The organism is Providencia sp. JUb39, assembly GCF_012272845.1.
Classification (GTDB): domain Bacteria; phylum Pseudomonadota; class Gammaproteobacteria; order Enterobacterales; family Enterobacteriaceae; genus Providencia; species Providencia lanzhouensis.
Genome location: NZ_JAAWXD020000001.1, coordinates 2376450 through 2395384 on the forward strand (window position 1 = coordinate 2376450; position 18935 = coordinate 2395384).

Sequence of the window (18935 nt, forward strand, 5' to 3'; positions counted from 1 at the left end):
CGAATAACACCCCTTAATTTCAATCATCTTCCCATACTTGTTCATTATTGCTTTCACATATAACCAACCAAATAGCTTGCATTATTTCCCAACATGGAAATTAATTGTACTTATTGGTACATTTTTATTTACTTTAATCTTACAGTGACTACAATGACCTCAATTAATGTATGCATAGGTACACTTTATGACGGATTTTATTACTGCAAACCAAAAGGCATGGGATAAACAAGCGGCATCTCAACAACCTTGGTCTACTCCGGTTGATAGCCAAACAATTGAAGAAGCAAAAAAAGGAAATTGGGAAATTCATCTAACGCCAACCCCATTAAATAAAGCTTGGCTTGGTGACGTAAAAGGGAAAAAAATTCTCTGTTTAGCTTCTGCTGGTGGGCAGCAAGCGCCAATATTGGCTGCTGTGGGCGCTATCGTGACAGTATTTGATTTGTCAGAAAAACAGTTAGCGCAAGATAGTATGGTGGCTAAGAGGGATAATCTAGCACTGACAACAGTTCAAGGTGATATGCGTTATCTCCCTATGTTTGAAGACAATTCATTTGATATTATTTTTCACCCAATTTCAAACTTATACATTCCCGATGTTAATCCTGTATGGCAAGAATGCTTTCGGGTACTTAAACCGCAAGGTCGATTGCTCTCAAGCTTTTTTAACCCTGTCGTATTTGTTGATGATAGAGATAAAAGTCCTACTGAAAATACAATTATTCGACCACGATATACCATGCCGTTTTCAGAATTAGATAACTTATCGCAGGAACAGGTGGCATCGAAACAAGCAAAGCAAGAAGCGTTTGTCTTTGGTCATTCACTGACGGACTTAATTGGTGGGCAAATACAGGCGGGCTTTAACATTGCAGGTTTTCAAGAAGATTGGCAGCCAAATCCTCGTTTTGTTATCGATAATTTCTTGCCAACATTCCTAGCTACATTGGCAATAAAACCATGAAATCATAAGGCAGAGTTGATAATACAAAGATCAATCTGCCTTTTAATTATTATGATTTATGACTCTCGATTGCAATAACGTTCCCAGATAGGGCCAAATTGTTCAACAGGAACAATGTCATCAACTTTTTCCACCAGTGGAATAGAAACCACTGTTTTACCTTCTTTGTTTTTATGTAAACGAACAATAAATCGTTTATATCCGTAAGGTAAACCATCTTCAAACCCAAAAACTTCACCACAATAGTAGCCAGTCTCATCGCCCTCTTCATTCTGATTCAGAACATGATATTTCACATTTTTGTATGTTGCGGCTGATGGATATACCAGAAAATCTTCAACGGCGCTTTTGACTTTACTCTCTGCGTCCATCTCTGTATCTGAAGAAACTTCTGTCATCACACCTGCTATGTAGGAACAGCCCGCGACTAATAATACTACAAGGACTCTTAGTAACATTTTTCTCTATAGAATGGCGAATTAGAACACACTAAGTATTATTATAAATCGTCTAAAAAATAATTCGAGTGCAAATCTAACACAGAAATGTTGTATAAAAATTTAAGTGTTGAAAAACGCATATTTCATTCAATTTACTCAACAAAGAAGTTAAAACAATAGATTTCACTGTGCAAGTTGCCAGAAATACACTAAAACAGCTGCGGTAATTATCCAAATCAACGTCGCTAAACTTAAACAAATCCACGGTGTTAATTTGGTTGCAAAGACATAAACAGTGATTAAATACATTGCATAAGGGATTAGTGACCATAAACCAAATAATGCTGTTTTTCTTAATGCCTCCGCACCTTGCTCCTGAACCACGATCACATGGGCAATTAATGCAAAAGTAGGAAACAAAGGAACCAATCCCGCAATATAATAAATTTTGCTACGCGAGAGGATCGCGATAACTAAAACAGCGAGTGCACCAAACAAGCATTTTACCAATAACGAAATCATAGCAAACTCAATAGGGTTAAGAGTATTTGTATTGATTATCACTCTAAAGCACCCGCATTGACTAGTTCGCTTTCATAAACAACCCTTTCCCGATCACATATTTAAACATGTGATTTTTTACACCCTATATGTTTATCGATGGTTGAATATTTTTTGCCATTATTCTGATATAACCTCTTTGTATAATGAAACAACTAAAGAGATAAAAATGACAATAAAAATTTCTGTACTCGTTGATAACAACACCCTGATTGACAGTTATTTTTGTGGCGAACCCGCAGTTTGCTATCACATTGAAGCTGACGGTAAAAAAATCCTATTTGATACTGGCTATTCCGATGTTTTCATTAACAATGCCAATATCCTCAATATCGACCTTGCTCAAATTACTGACCTCGTTTTATCCCATGGTCATAATGACCACACATGGGGAATTAATCACCTTATTCAATATTTAGATCGCCGAAATGTTGAATCCCAGCAATCCAAAAAATTGATTTATCATCCGGACGCTTTGCAACCTAAAAGTTATCACTCAAAAGTTATTGGCGCGAATACCCCTAAGAATGTTTTAACCGCCTACTTTGATACAGTTGAAACTAAAGGTTCTTACTCTGTTTCTGAGAATGTCATTTTCTTAGGTGAGATCCCAAGAAATAACACGTTTGAAGGAAAAGAGCCGGTAGGTAAAACTATCGATGAACATAATAACAGTGTTGATGATTATGTACTGGATGACAGCGCCCTTGCGATTAAAACCTCTGAGGGGCTGATTGTTATTACGGGATGCTCACACTCAGGGATCTGTAACATTGTCGAGCATGCTAAGCGAGTCACTAAAATAGACAAAATTGTGACTGTCATCGGTGGATTTCATTTACAAAAAGCATCCGATGAGCTGTTAAACCAAACCAGTGAGTATTTTAAAAAACAGAATTTATTGCAGATCCACCCATGCCATTGCACGGACTTGGCTGCTAAAATTCATTTGGCAAAACACGCCCCTGTACAAGAAGTTGGAACCGGTATGCAACTCACTTATCCTGCATAAAATAGCACTTAATCATGTAGCTAATTACAATAACCCCTATATTAGCTACATGGCTTCATGTTGATTGCCTTTATAAATATATTTATGTTCTAGAGCCCAAATCATTATCGTGTTTTGAGCCAGATAACATTCTCGTCAGCTCTTCACATCGAATAATTTTTCCATCCATCAAATGAAAGCAAGCAAATACTTCAAATTCACTCACCGTGCCCTCTTTTTTTATTGCTTTCGCAATATGTTGCGTATGAACACAATTTTCACCTTCTGCAATTGACTTAATTTCTATCGTAATGCTCTCGGTGGCTTCTTTTAAAACCTGCATATGCGCGTAGAACTCAGAAAAATTAATCTGTTTTCCGTCAACTACTTGCACATAATCCGATGAGAAAAATTGCTTAATTATAGCTAACTCTCCAATTTGTTTACCAAGAACCGCTTTTAATGCCTGCTCCACAAATACCATCTTATTCATGACTATTTCCCAATATAATATTAATTTTGCATTTCTTAATGTTATATTCGGTCAAATCACATGACTTTCAATCACTCTGTCTTTTATTGGATAAAAATAATTCTTATTTACATTACGTAAATCTATTCATCTAATTCTTATCATCAAAATAAACTTATTGAATTTCATAAGTAAAAAGACTACAACATAGAGTAATAGAAAAAGAATTCTTTTAAGGAATAACATGAAACTGTTTAAATCTATTTGGCAGTTTTTTGGTGTTTATCAAACGCCCGCGGTTCGCTTAACTCATTGCATGATATTTTTATTGGTCATTGGGCAAATTATCATCAGCAATTGGATGTCTGTCAGTAAAAGTGGCGTAATCCCAACAAGTGGGCTTACGTATTATTTTACTTGGCTACACATTATCATTGGGTTTTGTTTATTATTTTTAGCGGTTATTCTCATTTTTGTCTGTCTCTCAAATCGAGGATTTCGATATTTCTATCCTTATTTATGGGGGGATCTCACTCAGATAAAAAACGATATCAGAAGCTTATTTAATTTAAAGCTTCCTGACAGCTCACCTAAAGGGTTAGCAACAAGTGTCCAAGGGCTTGGACTGGGTGCATTGGCGCTAGTTATCCTTTCTGGTGTAACTTGGTTTATTTTATGGTGGCAAAACTCATCATTAGCCCCTGAAGCAAGAAATATTCATAAAACACTCACAGGACTAATCGAAGTTTATATTGTGGGACATGGTCTTATGGGCTTATTGCATTTTATCCTATGGAGAAAAACACCCCATTAACCTACAACTAATAGAATGAAGCATCCGTCGTACTATGTTTCTTCAATGTAATTTGCTTTCCATCCGAAATAAGTGTCAATACAAATTGGCACTTATGCGACACGCCCTGCTGGTTATACTCACATTGAGTATCAACAGTTAGCACAGACTGATCGAGCACTTTAACTTCTAGAATAAGATCATACGGCTTAGTTTCATCACTCGTATACCTTACGGAAATCTCTGAAAACAATTTATTATCATTATAATAGGAAACATTGTATGAGCGATTATTTTCATCATAGTGGAACGCACTGAGCTTGGTTTTAGGTTCCGCGACCCATGAGCTATTAATGAAACCATCGGCATTATACTGGTAGGTTAATTTCCCATCGGAGTCTTTTTTAGATAGAATTAAACAATTATTTCCAATTTCCATTTCTACTGGTCCATTAGAATCTTGACCAATCAATTTATTCTTCTCACGTTTAACAGAAAGCTCATTATGTACACTATTAATATACTCATCTTTTGTACGAGTCATGCTAAAGCTTTCAATACAGCCATCCTTTGCTATTTTCAAATCTGACTCATAGTTTATAGAACCATCTTTATTATAAACGACAGATTTAACATGCTTAACATTGCCTTTTACTGGATTAAAATCATACAGTTGAGCCATATTAAAAACAACCGGGTTATATTTATCCATAGGGACTGCACCGGCCTGAAATGGTAAAAAAAATGTTGTTATGCTGGAAGCCAGTGATAAGAACTTAATATTCATGCTGTCCTCTAATTTTTATATTTATTCTGATAGTTAAATTACTATTTATTTTAATGAACTTGAAATTTTATACGTAAAAACACCACCAGAAGGATGCGCCTAATTTTACTGTGCTTACCTTTAAAGTTAAAGGTTAGATTACCTCACTGAGCTCAAGAAATTTAGAGCTTAGATGCACTACCATACAAATACTCTCGGTCATACTATCTTTATCTCTAACATAAAACTATTTCCATTTAAGTCATACATTTTTAAAATAGGAAAAAACCAGCACAATCTTTTAGCAAAGTGAAATAAGCTGCTAGAATTAATGTAAAGTTTCGCAAGCATGCCTGTTTTTAACAGATTATCTCATGGGAGATGGATTAATTTATTGAGAGTTATCTTACTGTTATCTTGAAATATACAGATAATGCTGATTTACACAAATTTAAGTTCTACCTATACTCACCACTCAATTTTTCGTCAAGGAATAAACATGAATTGGTATTTAGAAGTCATCAAAAATAACTATGCTAATTTCGAAGGTCGTGCTAGACGTAAAGAGTATTGGATGTTTACTCTTATTAACATGATCATCATTATGGTTCTATATGCATTGATCATTTCATCTGTTGATTACACAACAGGCGAAATGGGTGGATTAGGAATGATCGCTGGAATTTTATTAGGGATCTATGCGTTAGCCACTATCGTCCCTTCCATTGCTGTATCTGTACGTCGCTTACATGATACTGAAAAATCAGGCTGGTGGTATTTAATCTCATTTATCCCATTTGGTGCGATCGTTTTACTCGTCTTCATGTGCTTAGAGGGTACTAAAGGCGACAACCGTTTTGGCGCAGATCCAAAAGCATAAAAATAGTGCCCCTTATTATGTAAGGGGCTTATTTAACCGTCTTTTAAAACTCTCTTCATAGCATCTTTAATCTATTTACTTCAATCCATTAGCTGCTAGTAAAATACAGTTTCCGTAACACTTCTTTTAGGTAACTTTATTGTTTTTCCATTTGATACGATTGTGAGTATAAAATTGCATTTGTGTGCAATATTTTGCTTGTCATAATCACATTTAGAATCAACAACTAAGATAGGCAGTTCAAGTGCCTTAATTTCCATTTGAAGATCAAATGGCTTTGTTACGTCTTTGCCGTAGCTAATGATACTTTCCGAGAACACAATATTATCTTTATAATATTTTATCGTCTCAGGAAGGTTATTCTTGTTATACGTGTTTTCGCTGTATTGAACTTTAGGCTCTGCACTCATTGAGCCTATAATTATCCCATCATTATTGTACTGATATATTAACTTTCCATTACTATCAGTTCTTGAAATAATCAAACAATTCTCTGCCACTTCCATTTCAACAGGTCCATTTGCATCTGAACCCACTAATTTATTTTTGTCTCGTTTGATTGAAAGCCAGTTATCAATGCTATTTAAATACTCATCTTTTTTTTGTTTCATCGTGAAGCTATCAACACAACCATCACGACCAACCCTTAATGCAGACTGATAATTAATGGTTTCATCCTCATTATAAACAAAGGTATTCAGTTCTTTGATATTGCCTTTAACTGGATTAAAATCATAGAGTTGAGCAAAATTAAAAACGATCGGGTTATACTCATTTTTTTGAAATGCTGCAGATTGAAAAGAGACGGTAAATAATGCCAATTGAACAATTGAAGCTAAGTATTTGTTATTCATATAATTCTATACCTCAGAATTGCTAATTTGCTGTGTTCTAAACTTTATAACGATTCTTTTCTAATTTTTATTTACTTCATTAATTTCACTACAAATAATTCTTATCATATTAACATTTATCAAACTAACTTCCAGCGCCATTTCCTTATGCAAAAGTAAGTACAAACACTTATTCATTAAATGTCTTCACATTGCATTAAGATAATCTTTAGATAATAGGATTCATACCTATTTGATTGTTTAGAATTAATAAAAGACTGCACTAGGCAGCTGTAAATACAAGGCTAAATACTATTAATTAATATATATTTTAACCCTTTTAAGTTTTCCAAATTTTGGTTATGCGACCTATAGTCTAATGAAATTAATTTATGCATTTTTGAGAGAAAAACCCGAAAAAAACGGGAGTTTTTAGGCTCCCGTTATTAATCACACTACGTAATAAATTACATGTGTTTAATGATTGCGTCGCCGAATTCGCTACATTTCAGTAATTTAGCGCCTTCTAATTGACGTTCGAAATCGTAAGTTACAGTCTTAGCCGCGATTGCGCCTTCCATACCTTTAACGATTAAGTCTGCCGCTTCAACCCAACCCATGTGGCGCAGCAGTATATAGATACATTAATCATAACCATCTGATATTTATCATATTACTATAAATATTTTATCTTTTTCATGATAAAAACAGAGAGTTTTAAGTCATTGATAACATAAATGATTAATTTAGTTTTGATAACTGCTATTTCTCAAACATTGAGTGGAAATTAATCGATTTTAACACAATTAACCCATCACAATAATCGTCTTTTCTAATCGCTTAAATTATCTTTGCTTTAATTAGACAGCTAAACTCGAGTGTCTGGTTTGAACAATAAGCGGACGTTCATAATTATCCCTGTTCAGGAATGCATGGTTAGCGCGACCGCTAATGCATTTTTAGGTAACAACCTACTTTATATAGGCTCTTGCGTTGCTAATAAGCGGAACCGACGAAAACATATGCTATCAAACATCACTTCACCATCAGGTTGAAAACCCAACCGTAAAATAGTTTTAATTTTTACCCTACTCAAGGGCAGTAAAATAGTGATGCTTTCTAGTTTCATCTCACAGAAAGCACGTCTGATAATTTCGTCATAGATTATTTTACCAGCCCCCCAATAATCTGGGTGAAGCACCAGGGCAAGGTCTGCATCACCGTCTTCATATTGTAATCCCCCCCACCCAGCAAAATGCTCATTAATCATAATTGCCCACGGGCCATAACCATGTTCTTTCCATTGAGCATCTTTTTGTGCCACCCATTCTATACACTTTTGGTAGTTAAAATCGGGGCTTCCCAATGGCATGTGCCGTAATACATCAGGATGGTTATTGAGCGTAATAATATTGCTAACATTGACCTCTGTTAGTCTTTTAAATTCTAAAATCAAATACGGATCCCTTATGAAAAAATGCATGAATAAAATAATTCTACTGACATTATCATAACGTTATGGTTCTAATGATACTTTCATGACCTATTCAGCAAAGAATTGGGATAGTAGAACTTATCACATCTATCAAGATAAGCTATTAGAACACTTCTGATGATATTTCTTCTAAGAAATAAATCATATTCACTGCTGCGCTCCATTACATCGGACTTTTTTAATTATTTACAGCGTCCGTTTGAATTTCCGCTCATGGCACAAAGCTGATGGAGACCAAAACTTAAAGGTTTACACTGAATAAGTACCTTATTATAACTTTTTTAGAACAACATTATCTTGTGTTAAGGGGATCAGATATCGCTTCGCATCATTTTCCATGACGCAGCAGTATATAGCTATATTAATCATCTGATATTTATGACATTATCATTAATATTCTATCTTTTACATAGCAAAAATAGAGGTTTTTAAGTTATTGATAATATTAGAAATTAATTCGTTCATCTAGAATCCATTAAATCAATTGCAATGGCATATATGGTAATCATTTGTTTCTCTTGCTCACTTTCTTTTTGCTCTTTTAAGATCGCAGATATGCGCTCTCCAGTAATGTTATGCTTTGACTCATTTAGCAACATAACAGCCCGACCAACTACTTGGCATATTCGCATATAAATTACATCTTTATCCGTATCCATAATCACCTCTGAGTATTCTCTCAACAGTATCACTTAGTTAACGTAATTCCCAGATAAGATTTGTATAGTTTTACTATAATTAATTTTTCTGTAAAAAATTTAATGAATTCATTTAATATTTTTCATATTCAAACATTTTCTGATTTTTAGTTCATTAATTATTTTACTTGTTTAGATCAACTTTCCTACCATAGCTTATCATTAAGCTAATTATTTATTTTATAATAAAATCATTCTTTGGGCTTTAACCTATCAGCATTGGAAACATATAGAGCAAAAATAAGTACTAATATTGATACGGAGTAAATAATAAAGAGTTGTGGATCTTTATGCTCAACCACTATTAACCTAATTACTGCAGTAATTGCAATATAGATAAAATACTGTAATGGAAAATGATAGTTAGATTGAAAATATTTAATAATCAATGCAATGAACTCAAAGTATAAAAAATAAACAATAAGGCCATCTACTAATAAATAAATTGATATGGAATCATTAGCTGTAAATAATAACCCTGCTAATACAACAGTTTCTTTTATTAAAAAGGCTATTAATATAACAGCAAGTAAAAGTAATGCGGCACTACTAATCCACTGCAATATTCTACAAATCAATTTGGATTGACTTAGTCCTGACATGATACACCCACAGGATATTAATCCTTTGATATTAAATAGTAATATCATTAATTAAGGAAATGGACCACCATCGAGGCATCGAACCTCGACTCTTAGACTTAATAAGGCTAAATACTCTTCCAGTTGAGTTAATGGTGGGAAAAAATCATTTAAATAAATTAACTACATATGAAGTAATCAAAATTAATATCCCTACTAATATAATTACTACAAATATATTTCCTGAATATATAACAATACGTCGATAAAGAGGAAACCAGTTCACAGAATACACCTTATGAGTTAATTGTTAGAAAACACATACCCATTACCAAGCTTATTTAATGATGGCGTATCAAAGAAATAAATTGCACCAAGGATCGCTATAGTTAACACAGCCAAAATGAGTATGTTCTTATAAATAGTTACAACTAAACACTGAACTGTTTGCTTTTTCATTAGTATACCTTGGGTAAATATCCCTTGGATACCACATTTATTTTTAGATAAAAGCTTGCGGATGCAAGATTTGCTATTCATAGCAATGAGGTATAATTATTCCTTAACCTTAACACATCCATTTAAATAAATACGATTTAAATAAAAAAACCTCGTTGTAACGAGGTTTTAAGTGCTATTGAAATTTTAATCAGCAAACTTTTGCTTTCATTGAGCTTTTGCAAAAAATGCATTTAGCCCCATGTGGATTATTTACTGAAATATCAAACTGTGAGGTTCTATATTGAGATCCACTACAGCAAGGACATTTAAAGTACAGATAGATTTTTATAGTGTCTTTAAAGCGCCACCACTTGTCCTGCAGCAGGACCTTTTGCACCATTTTCAATGATGAATGAAACTTGCTGACCTTCAATTAAAGATTTGAAGTTATCACTCTGAATTGCAGAGAAATGAACAAATACATCTTTAGAGCCATCAGCTGGAGTAATGAAACCAAAACCTTTATCGTCGTTAAACCATTTTACTGAACCAGTCATTGTATTAGACATAGAATTTCCTTTAATTTTTTAAGTTTGCCACAAGGCATATTAGGTTTGTTTTTTATTTTTACTTATGGGAATTAATTAGAAGGAATTCGCAATGAAGGGTATCTTAGATAACGCTAAATGGTGAACGACTTTAAACTGACTAGCATAAATAGGCCTGTACTTCCAAACCAGTTAAACCATTAGGCCACACAAACACAATAATAGCAAATTTTATATTTCACTCCTTTTTCAGAAAAGCTTACTATTGATAGTATAAATGCAAATTAAAAAGCCATATTTAGCGATTTATTTGAATTCGTTATACCACTATTTATACAGCTAGAGCATATTTTTACAACTTCATAACCTGATTTTTTAGCCATTTTAATTGCTTGCATAGCATTTAAAAAGTTACCCAGATAAAATCTATTTACAGCTATAGGCATATTCTTACATCCAATCTTATGCATTTTATAACTACCCTGTGGTTCCATCATTGTCTGAATGTAATAGTTCATTTTTTCTCCATTAAGCTATACGAGAGGAAGCACACTAACAATCCCCATAATCGATGGTTTTAAACCTCTACACTTAGTTTTCAGAGGCTAAATACCTTTTATTTCCGTGATCTGCAGAATAGTCTTACATCCAGTATACAAGTGAAAATGCAGCTAACAGTAATACAACTATTATTAAAGCATTTCCTGTAAGTGATAAAATGTTTCGGTACAATGTAGATAAATTCATAGGTAGTCCCTTAGGAATTACTTCCCTTGGATACCGCATCTATTTGTTAGATAAAAGCTTGCGAAAGCAAGATTTGCTTTATAGCAATGAGGTATGATTATTTAATGTACTATAACACACTATCTATACATTAACTTAATTAATAATTTTATAAATAAAAACATTAAGTTAGGAAGCATTTCATTTAAAAACTTTAATAATTAAAATGCTTACTCACTATACATACAATTGATAACAATTTTTTATTATCTTTTTACTTTTAGCTAATCTTATTTTTAGAAAATAAATTCTATATTTATATTTTATTCATGCGTTTAATAATAACTTAACTTATTGATTCATAGCTATTTAAATGGCATTAACCCTTGGTTTTATGTCATTTTCAACTATCATTTAACCTCTTGATTTAACGATATTCTTTAAATGGTTTTGGGGAAGTCATTTTCTTAGCCATAAGATAAATTTTACCTTATTTCTTGATCTCCATTAATATTTTACTGTATATAATCACAGTTATAATTTAACTGTTTTTATATACAGCGCTTTATGCAAGGAGAATGTACGATGGTTACTATTAAAGTTCGCTTCGCTGCAAGCATGAAAGGTAAATTACCTGTGGGGACTTTCGACGCATTGAGAAATGAGATCACAAAAAGATTGACCCCAAAATACCCTGATTTAAATATCGATATTAGTTGGGGATCTCAAGCTAATGTTTCTATTGATGGCCTTGGTAAGAACGAAAAGAAAACCTACATTGAAGAAACGCTGGAAGAAATTTGGAATGATGGAGATTGGATGCCTGAAACCCAAGAAGCCGAAGTGGAATATTTTGATAAGTGATCTAGATGCGCCAACCACTCGAGCTGGCGCACCTTAGTTATTCCCCTTCTAGTTTACTTGCTTGTTCTTGTTTAGATTCTTCCTCTAATCTCTCAGCTTCCTCACGCGCAGCTTTTTCAGCCTCTTCTTTCGCTACCCGTTCCGCTTCAATTTTCGCTAATCGCTCTGCTTCAGCTAGCTTCTGATTGTAGATAGAATCACTTGGCATATTCACACGAACATCAATCCAGTGACCATTTGGGATGTCGCAATAGTCATAGTCTTCACGCTCAACATCATTCTCATCGAGAAACTCTGGATAAGTCATTAAGCGCTGAGCTTCGAGTCGAGGATGAAGAGTGTGCTTTCTATAGCGGGTTTCAATGATGATGTCACCATCGGGTAGCACGTCAAAGTCAGCCCACACTAGAGGTAAATTGTTAATCCCATTCGGTACCACTAAGCCACCATGAATACCGCCCCATGATGCGTCAGAGTTCATACCGAGAGTGCCTTTGAGCTTATAGCGCCCGGTACCGAGTTTTTCTAGCTCTACACCTTCTGATTCATCGTTTAGTTCGACATGGTCTGAATAAACTTTAATGATTGGCGAGGCTGCTTTTAAGTTTCCGTTTGCATCTTTAGTGGTGTTTGCCGTGCCATATAGAAGATTCGTTTTGTACGTTGTTGTATTAGCTGTAATGCCAGCACTAGCCTTAACAATGCCAGTATATATATCAACCCCGATGTTAGCGAAAGTGTCACCCGTTTTAAACATAAGATTTGGGCAGTATCTAAATGTCCAATCGTTAGCAGCTTCTGTTCTCCATATCGTAGACGCATTTGCTCTGAAATGTTCAGTGACACTGGCTGTAGTCCAGTTCCATGCGACGCCCTCCCCCTTGCCGCCCCAGCCAAAATCTCCAACTTGCATCAAAGTACCACTCTTGTTTGGAACCCCTATCACCGCGATGTTGGTGTTGTTCGCTTCTCTATGAATTATGTTAAAAGTATTTGGAAAAGTTTTCGGAGCTGTTTCTAAAGATATATAAGACCCGTCTGCTCTAATCAGGTTCATTCTAGGGTAGTCACCAGAACCAGTAACTTTAATTGTATCCCTACTTTCAACCCAACCACGGTTGTCAGCTGTCGCAAGCATTTTTACATTTGCAATATAATAGGCAGATTGCACCCCGTTATTTACAGGAACAAGAGTTGCATCCGTTACATGCTGGGATATTTCAATATCCCCTTGTGTATTGGCTAAGCATGTGTAGTTGGTATAGTTACCAGCTCTCAACCATATCTCAGCTTTATACGCATTAACTTGTTTTATCAGCACTGGAGCAATGGTCGTACTACCGATGTCAAAATGACCAGTACAGAAGTAAGAACCGAGGATATTCTTTTCAGGTTTTTGTCCATTCCCAATAGTTAAATTGATAATACCAAAGTGTTGTTCATTCTCACTCCCTGCGCCAGATGATGAGTACCCAGAAGAAGATGTGTTTGTAACAAAAATTTGATAACGCTGAGCTTGGGAGGAAGCATCCCCAACCCCTATTGTACATATTTTAATAAAAGTAGCTCCACCACCAGATTGACCAGCAAACCAGCTTGCCGCCGCCCTAGCTTCGCCAGTAACACGATTAAGGGCTGCTAAGTCTCTACCTTGCCAAGTTAGCTTTCCGTCCTCTGTCAATACTAAAGCTGTTCCAGCGATGTCATTAACGAACGCAAGTCTATCCTTATCGTTAGGGGCGCCGATATACCCCCGGCGTTTCCCGTCCATCTTCTGAAAGCTCAAAAATAGCGCCTGATTTTCCGAGATATTTCTTAAATTTAGTGCGTCACTATTTTTCGTTATGGTGCCGCCAGTTTTATCGAGCTTGTTATCCATTTGTTTTTTCAGCTCAACAAGACTCTCAAGCCTTACTGTTTCCCCAGTCGGTGTTTTGACTTCAACAATGCCGTCTTGCGTTAACCATGCATCCATGTTGCGCAAGAAATACTGGATATACTGCTGATTCGCTAGCATCTTGCGGACACCATCGCTCATGCTGTCCAGAACGAATGTCGCAATCTGATACTTCGCAGCAGTGGCTGCAATCGGTACCGGATAAGTGAGGTTAATCTCTGTATCTGAATTCACGGATAGCACGGTGTTCATGTACACAACATTATTGATGAGATAAGAAATAGGACAGCCTTCGGAGATACCGGCTAAGTTATCTTTCCAGCGCGTTCCGGTACCTTTTATTTTTGTTTGTCCTGCCGTGGTTGCGATTGTGCCTGTTTGATAAATCATGGTTATCCCTATTTCTTTAAGCAATCTTGCTGTTTAAATTCAAAATTTCCGTTATTTTTTGTGGCCGTAAACATGCCATCACATGGGTTATGACTCACCGTTACTGGCGATTTGCAGGCAACAATAAGCGCAACGATCCCTACGAGAATCGCATAGTTGATTTTTTTCATTGGATTACCTTATGGGAATGGGAAGTAGTCTGCTGCGTCTAGAAAAATAGCCGGGAGTGCCGTTCTCGCTACTGTATAATCACCGTGATGACCACGATCTTGTAATGTGCTCGTCAGTAATAAGCCAACCTCAGACTCACCAATATTCCCTATATTGAGGTCCCGCCACCATCCCAAACCTCCATTGCTTGAAAAAACTTCTCCCACCACTGTCGGCGTATACATAGGACGACGTATATCATCAATACTTATGCCACTATTGATTGGGATCTGATTTGAAGGGAGCGTAATCGGTCGGGTCATTACGCCCATTTGTGAGTTAAAAGTCACCTTTTTCTCGTTGATGTTGCGAATTTTAAGCCCAAACCCCGGAGTATCGAGTTGCTCACTAGGTACGTTGGTAAACGCAATCACCCAATACCACGCTGAAGAATAATCAGTAATACCGGTACTGTTCCTATTACGGCTCACATATCTCCACCACTTAAGCTCCTCCCAACTGGTTACGTTAGAAGCCTCAAGCCGAATGAATGATTTATTATCATCGGTGTAAAAAAAGAAAATAGCATTCTCTATCGTCAATCCCGGAAATACTTTGCCTATATCAAAAAACTTATCGATATACACTTTTGCTTTATGAGTTGCGTAGGCATAACCCAATGGTGGTGTCTTTTCAAGAAAAATAGAACTTCCCGATACTTTTAAACCGAAGCCACTGGTCACTTTTTGAGATTCAGCGGTAGGAAAGGCGATGATTTTTACATAATTAAGGTCATAGTCATGCAGCCCCATAACCGTAATTTTTCGATTGCTGGTACTGTATATCATTTTATCTCTCGTCCCTGACACATATCTCCTATCCCCCACTTGCCTGAAAGTTACCTCGGCGGATCTAAATGATACAACCTGAAACCCGTAACCATCTGGCACCTCATTTGGACATGTCCATTTGTAGGTTAACCAACCTCCATCGGGAGTTATGCCATCACGCCGAGTCACATAGCGAGTCCATAGATTTGTGGCTGGCGCTGTTTTCTCATTGAAAATAAATTCGCTACCATCAAGATTTCTTATTTTTAGTCCATACAATTTATCAATCATAAGAACCATCCTAACTCAATGATGTATGTGTCCTTGTACTTGAAGTAATCACCCTTACTGTTTCGAATAACTGAGTAATCCCCTTCGTTGCTGTTCGTTTCAAAAACACCCGTGTTCATGTCGATACGCGTACCTGATTTGCCCGGTACATAGTTCTTAGAGCGCATATCGGTACCAACAATGATTTCTTGAATATACGCTTTCTCAATGAATGCATCTTTCACGAACATCTGACCGTTCTTCATGTACATAAATGTCTCAAAGCTACCATTAGCAGGGTTGATAAACGCAAAATTATTCGCCATAAAGCCAATGTATGTATCGACTTTTCCTGCTTTCACTTCCGCGCTAATCACCATACCTGCTTTGTAAAATTGCTTGTTGTACCAAACTCCTGCATTCACATCCCACGTTGCGTAGCCTTCACCTTTTGCAGTAAATTCGGTTGTCGCTTTGGTATTAACAATCGCCATCTGTTCATCAAGCTTTGACTGAACCTGCGTTTGTGATTCCGCAAACGACTTGTTTAATGACGCTATAGCCTGATCGTTTTTAACAACACCGGACTTCACTTCACCAATTGAGCTTTCTAATTCAGTGACTGATTTAGAAAATGCTTTATCTAGATCAGCAATGGCTTGGTCATTTTTGATAACCCCTGCTTTAACGCCATTTATTGACGCATTAACTTCAACAATAGATTGCGCCCATGCCAAATTTGCATCAGCAAACACACGGTCTAAGCGCTTAATTTGCGCCATCGACTGGCCATGCTTAGTGAATAAATCCTGCTGGACTTCAAACGTTGCAGCGCCGTTGATTAGGTTGGACTCAGAAAGCCAATAAAGCTGATCTTCCAGCCTCTTACCAGCTTCGGTCGTCATAAACTGCCCGCCCATTTCTTCGATGATATCCGAAGGCAATGCATTGGCTTGCCCAGCCGCTTCGACAAAGGGTGACTTTCCGTAACTATTGACCGTTCGAACATAAAACCAATAATCGGTACCCGCTTTTAAATTCTCTTTCGTCCAGAACTGCCCTTGCCCTAATCGATTTGATTTTGTTGTAACTTCCAAATCGTTAGTGTTGGCCAGCTTCTTGTCGCTGAACCAGAACTCAAACGTATAGCCATGTTGTGCTGATTCACCCGCGCGCGGAACGCACGTTAATGAGAACATTCCGCCGGTGACTTCGGCACTGACTGGCTTGGGTGGGGCTTGAATATCAAAATCAATAATGGCGGGTGCAGACATGGCGCCAGCGGCATTAATTGAACGAACTTCAGCGCGATACGATCCACGAACAAGCCCTGACAAATCGACTCTATCTTGCGGCACCTGAATTGATTGAACCACTTTTCCATCTTGTATAATGTTCACTGTATTGTAGCGAACATCTGCAGCAGCTGATTTCCAACTCAAATACCCTTGCACAATCTCACCGATGCTAACCGGTACGAAAGCAAGATTTAATGGTGGTGCAACACCGCCAGTAGGCAGCACGGTAAACGGTGGTCTAACAAATGGCTTGCCGATCACGTCTTCATAGATATAAGCACCGTCCTCCTCGAGGAGAATATCAACACCCTCCTGTGGGTGAAATTTCCATTCAGCGACACGAAACTCAAGGTTTTGAATGCCAATATGGGGAAGATTTAATAAAACAACCTCTCCTGGTCGGTAAGCGTAACCATCCATGTTCATGCGCAATTGAACACGGCGACCTGCACGCTTTTTCCGTAGATATAAATTAGAAAGCCTAGCTGCTTGGTATGGGCTAGTGACAAACCGGTAATCCATGTTCTCTTTGATTTCTAACCCATCTTCATCAATCCATTCTTCGATAATGACAGGCTCAAAGTCAGTTTTGATGTACAACTGTTCAGCATCAACAAACGTCCCATAAATCGCATTAGTGGCATCACGTAAAGCCAGTTCCGGCGTGATGTTAACGGTATCAATGATTTGATTCGGTTCAATGCGTAATACTGCAGGACCATTGTAAGCCTGCATTAAAATCCCGTGCTTTCCAGCTACATAGGTCGGCTCCGCTGCAATGCATTTGTGCATGTGATCGAGTATCGATGCTGGAGATTCAGAAAGTTCATAGGCCCCATTAATTGTGTAGCGTGGTTCGGCAACACCTTCTGGGCTAACGACTTGTTCGTCACACAGATCTGCAGCGACCTTAAATGACTCAAAATCAATATCAGCATCAGGCACACCAAGATAACTACGATAAAAATCGAGAACGACCAGCGCCCCATTGTTGCTCCAGATTGTTTTATTCGTGCGAGGATCGAATAGCTGCTTACCCCAAACCTCTACTTTGACGTTTGGCACACCGTACGGGAATTTTTCAGCATCGTATCTCAGTGTTAATCGTAACCATGCCAAACCATCCCCGATCATGTCCTCTTTCCATGATGGTGCATTCTTTAGCATGTATGGGTCACAATCAGTCCGGGAGTTATGAAACTCATAACCCGCTTTATCGCCGAAAACTCCTATCAAATCATCATTCAGCCAAATCTTGCCGATGTGATCAACTTTGTGTGCAGCAATGGCTAATGCCATAAATAGACGTTCATTTTCATCTTGTTCGCCGCGCTCTTCTTCTGCGAAAAACAATAAACCAGAACACACCGTTTTCCCCACAATAATAGTTTCTGATGCAACCGCAGAGCGTAGAATTTGTTTTCGTTCAGATTGGTCCCGATAGCTCATCGATGGCATTTTATCTTTGAAGATCATAGTACCAGCCGCTTGCACAGCAATACCCGCTACGATTAATGCTGTACCCAATCCACCTGTGGCAATGACCCCTGCAATCATCAACCCAGCAGAGACAATGTTAGTGACCGTCTTTCCCATTTACTCTACTCTCCATGCTTTGACTGGTTGATGATTAACTGGCATTGCTCCTGACTCGGTAACCGCCCAAACTTTATTTGCCCATATAACGCCAAGCGTCTTCCCATCATCGCCGTTAAACATGACGATATCGCCACGCATTGCTTGATTAACTGGAATTTCAAGAAAGTGATTTAAAAGCGCAGACTCAATATCACCGAACTCCGTTTTTAAAACACGCATTGCGCCGGTGCGAGTTTTATATCTTCCACGCACTTTTTCACAGGGATCAAAATCACAGAGCGCAATCACACAATCCGCAGCAAATAAGCAGCAATCGTGCTCACCCCATGAAAATGGCGTTTGTGTTGCTTTTTGTAAGGTTTCAGGGAGTCTGGTTGTCCAGTTAGGATGTCGCATTGCTGATCTCCGGGCATAAAAAAACCCGCCGAAGCGGGTTTATGGAATT

The 18935-nt window shown here is 37.2% G+C and carries 21 protein-coding genes, 1 tRNA gene and 2 pseudogenes; 5 read left to right on the forward strand and 19 right to left on the reverse strand.

What is annotated here, in order from left to right; translation table 11 throughout:
• Positions 1-187 precede the first annotated feature (187 nt).
• Positions 188-967, forward strand: coding sequence for a class I SAM-dependent methyltransferase (locus HFU86_RS10940; RefSeq protein ID WP_036953147.1), 780 nt, complete (start codon positions 188-190; stop codon positions 965-967).
• A gap of 56 nt (positions 968-1023) precedes the next feature.
• Here the strand turns inward: HFU86_RS10940 and HFU86_RS10945 are convergent, their stop codons facing one another.
• Positions 1024-1365 (reverse strand): hypothetical protein, encoded by a 342-nt coding sequence (locus HFU86_RS10945; protein ID WP_255425973.1) that lies wholly within the window; start codon positions 1363-1365, stop codon positions 1024-1026.
• 225 nt (positions 1366-1590) lie between these two features.
• Complete coding sequence (locus tag HFU86_RS10950) at positions 1591-1929, reverse strand: GlpM family protein (RefSeq protein WP_132496084.1); 339 nt, start codon at positions 1927-1929, stop codon at positions 1591-1593.
• A gap of 208 nt (positions 1930-2137) precedes the next feature.
• On the opposite strand from HFU86_RS10950, the gene HFU86_RS10955 reads away from it, so the two are divergent.
• A complete protein-coding gene (locus HFU86_RS10955) occupies positions 2138-2980 on the forward strand; it encodes an MBL fold metallo-hydrolase (protein WP_132496085.1) in 843 nt (280 codons plus the stop codon).
• Positions 2981-3062: 82 nt separating this feature from the next.
• Here HFU86_RS10955 and HFU86_RS10960 read toward each other — a convergent pair whose 3' ends face one another.
• Entirely contained in the window at positions 3063-3452 is a 390-nt protein-coding gene (locus HFU86_RS10960; protein WP_187129260.1) for a nuclear transport factor 2 family protein, read from the reverse strand.
• Positions 3453-3675: 223 nt separating this feature from the next.
• On the opposite strand from HFU86_RS10960, the gene HFU86_RS10965 reads away from it, so the two are divergent.
• A complete protein-coding gene (locus tag HFU86_RS10965; RefSeq protein ID WP_187129261.1) occupies positions 3676-4245 on the forward strand; it encodes a cytochrome b/b6 domain-containing protein in 570 nt (189 codons plus the stop codon).
• Positions 4246-4252: 7 nt separating this feature from the next.
• On the opposite strand, the gene HFU86_RS10970 is transcribed toward HFU86_RS10965, so the two are convergent.
• The gene (locus tag HFU86_RS10970; protein WP_187129262.1) at positions 4253-5011 is read right to left on the reverse strand and encodes a YnfC family lipoprotein; all 759 of its coding nucleotides are present in this window, start codon (positions 5009-5011) and stop codon (positions 4253-4255) included.
• A gap of 478 nt (positions 5012-5489) precedes the next feature.
• On the opposite strand from HFU86_RS10970, the gene HFU86_RS10975 reads away from it, so the two are divergent.
• Complete coding sequence (locus tag HFU86_RS10975; protein WP_036953139.1) at positions 5490-5870, forward strand: DUF805 domain-containing protein; 381 nt, start codon at positions 5490-5492, stop codon at positions 5868-5870.
• Positions 5871-5965: 95 nt separating this feature from the next.
• On the opposite strand, the gene HFU86_RS10980 is transcribed toward HFU86_RS10975, so the two are convergent.
• From HFU86_RS10980 to HFU86_RS11020, 10 genes and pseudogenes are all read right to left on the reverse strand, one after another.
• A complete protein-coding gene (locus HFU86_RS10980) occupies positions 5966-6724 on the reverse strand; it encodes a YnfC family lipoprotein (protein ID WP_187129263.1) in 759 nt (252 codons plus the stop codon).
• 446 nt (positions 6725-7170) lie between these two features.
• Positions 7171-7338, reverse strand: a pseudogene (locus HFU86_RS10985) (NADP-dependent isocitrate dehydrogenase); the annotation flags it as partial.
• A gap of 341 nt (positions 7339-7679) precedes the next feature.
• Positions 7680-8159: a GNAT family N-acetyltransferase gene (locus HFU86_RS10990; protein WP_036979447.1), complete on the reverse strand. Its 480-nt coding sequence runs from the start codon at positions 8157-8159 to the stop codon at positions 7680-7682.
• Between the two features lie 500 nt (positions 8160-8659).
• Positions 8660-8857, reverse strand: coding sequence for a DUF2767 family protein (locus HFU86_RS10995; RefSeq protein WP_132496092.1), 198 nt, complete (start codon positions 8855-8857; stop codon positions 8660-8662).
• A 230-nt stretch (positions 8858-9087) separates the two neighbouring features.
• Entirely contained in the window at positions 9088-9498 is a 411-nt protein-coding gene (gene psiE, locus HFU86_RS11000; RefSeq protein WP_154599178.1) for a phosphate-starvation-inducible protein PsiE, read from the reverse strand.
• Between the two features lie 60 nt (positions 9499-9558).
• Positions 9559-9636 (reverse strand) — tRNA-Asn (locus HFU86_RS11005).
• A gap of 144 nt (positions 9637-9780) precedes the next feature.
• On the reverse strand, positions 9781-9936 hold the full coding sequence (locus HFU86_RS11010) for a hypothetical protein (protein WP_154599177.1): 156 nt from the start codon (positions 9934-9936) through the stop codon (positions 9781-9783).
• Positions 9937-10144: 208 nt separating this feature from the next.
• Positions 10145-10318 (reverse strand): annotated as a pseudogene (ymcF, locus tag HFU86_RS20150) (cold shock small protein YmcF); the annotation flags it as partial.
• Complete coding sequence (gene cspE, locus HFU86_RS11015; protein ID WP_036975560.1) at positions 10275-10487, reverse strand: transcription antiterminator/RNA stability regulator CspE; 213 nt, start codon at positions 10485-10487, stop codon at positions 10275-10277. The gene cspE and the pseudogene ymcF, both read right to left, overlap by 44 nt.
• Before the next feature lie 263 nt (positions 10488-10750).
• Positions 10751-10984, reverse strand: coding sequence for a hypothetical protein (locus tag HFU86_RS11020; RefSeq protein ID WP_154599176.1), 234 nt, complete (start codon positions 10982-10984; stop codon positions 10751-10753).
• A 793-nt stretch (positions 10985-11777) separates the two neighbouring features.
• On the opposite strand from HFU86_RS11020, the gene HFU86_RS11025 reads away from it, so the two are divergent.
• Entirely contained in the window at positions 11778-12056 is a 279-nt protein-coding gene (locus HFU86_RS11025) for a DinI-like family protein (RefSeq protein ID WP_187129264.1), read from the forward strand.
• 37 nt (positions 12057-12093) lie between these two features.
• On the opposite strand, the gene HFU86_RS11030 is transcribed toward HFU86_RS11025, so the two are convergent.
• From HFU86_RS11030 to HFU86_RS11050, 5 genes are read right to left on the reverse strand one after another with little or no spacing between them, the layout of a single operon-like run.
• Positions 12094-14343 carry a phage tail fiber protein gene (locus HFU86_RS11030; protein WP_187129265.1) on the reverse strand — a complete coding sequence of 750 codons (2250 nt, stop codon included), beginning with the start codon at positions 14341-14343 and terminating at the stop codon, positions 12094-12096.
• Positions 14344-14351: 8 nt separating this feature from the next.
• Positions 14352-14513: a hypothetical protein gene (locus HFU86_RS11035; protein WP_187129266.1), complete on the reverse strand. Its 162-nt coding sequence runs from the start codon at positions 14511-14513 to the stop codon at positions 14352-14354.
• Positions 14514-14522: 9 nt separating this feature from the next.
• Entirely contained in the window at positions 14523-15614 is a 1092-nt protein-coding gene (locus HFU86_RS11040) for a hypothetical protein (RefSeq protein ID WP_187129267.1), read from the reverse strand.
• Positions 15611-18487 carry a phage tail tip protein J-related protein gene (locus HFU86_RS11045; protein ID WP_187129268.1) on the reverse strand — a complete coding sequence of 959 codons (2877 nt, stop codon included), beginning with the start codon at positions 18485-18487 and terminating at the stop codon, positions 15611-15613. The genes HFU86_RS11040 and HFU86_RS11045 overlap by 4 nt, the downstream gene beginning before the upstream one ends.
• A complete protein-coding gene (locus HFU86_RS11050) occupies positions 18488-18886 on the reverse strand; it encodes a DUF6950 family protein (protein ID WP_154636884.1) in 399 nt (132 codons plus the stop codon). It abuts the gene before it with no gap.
• Positions 18887-18935 lie beyond the last annotated feature (49 nt).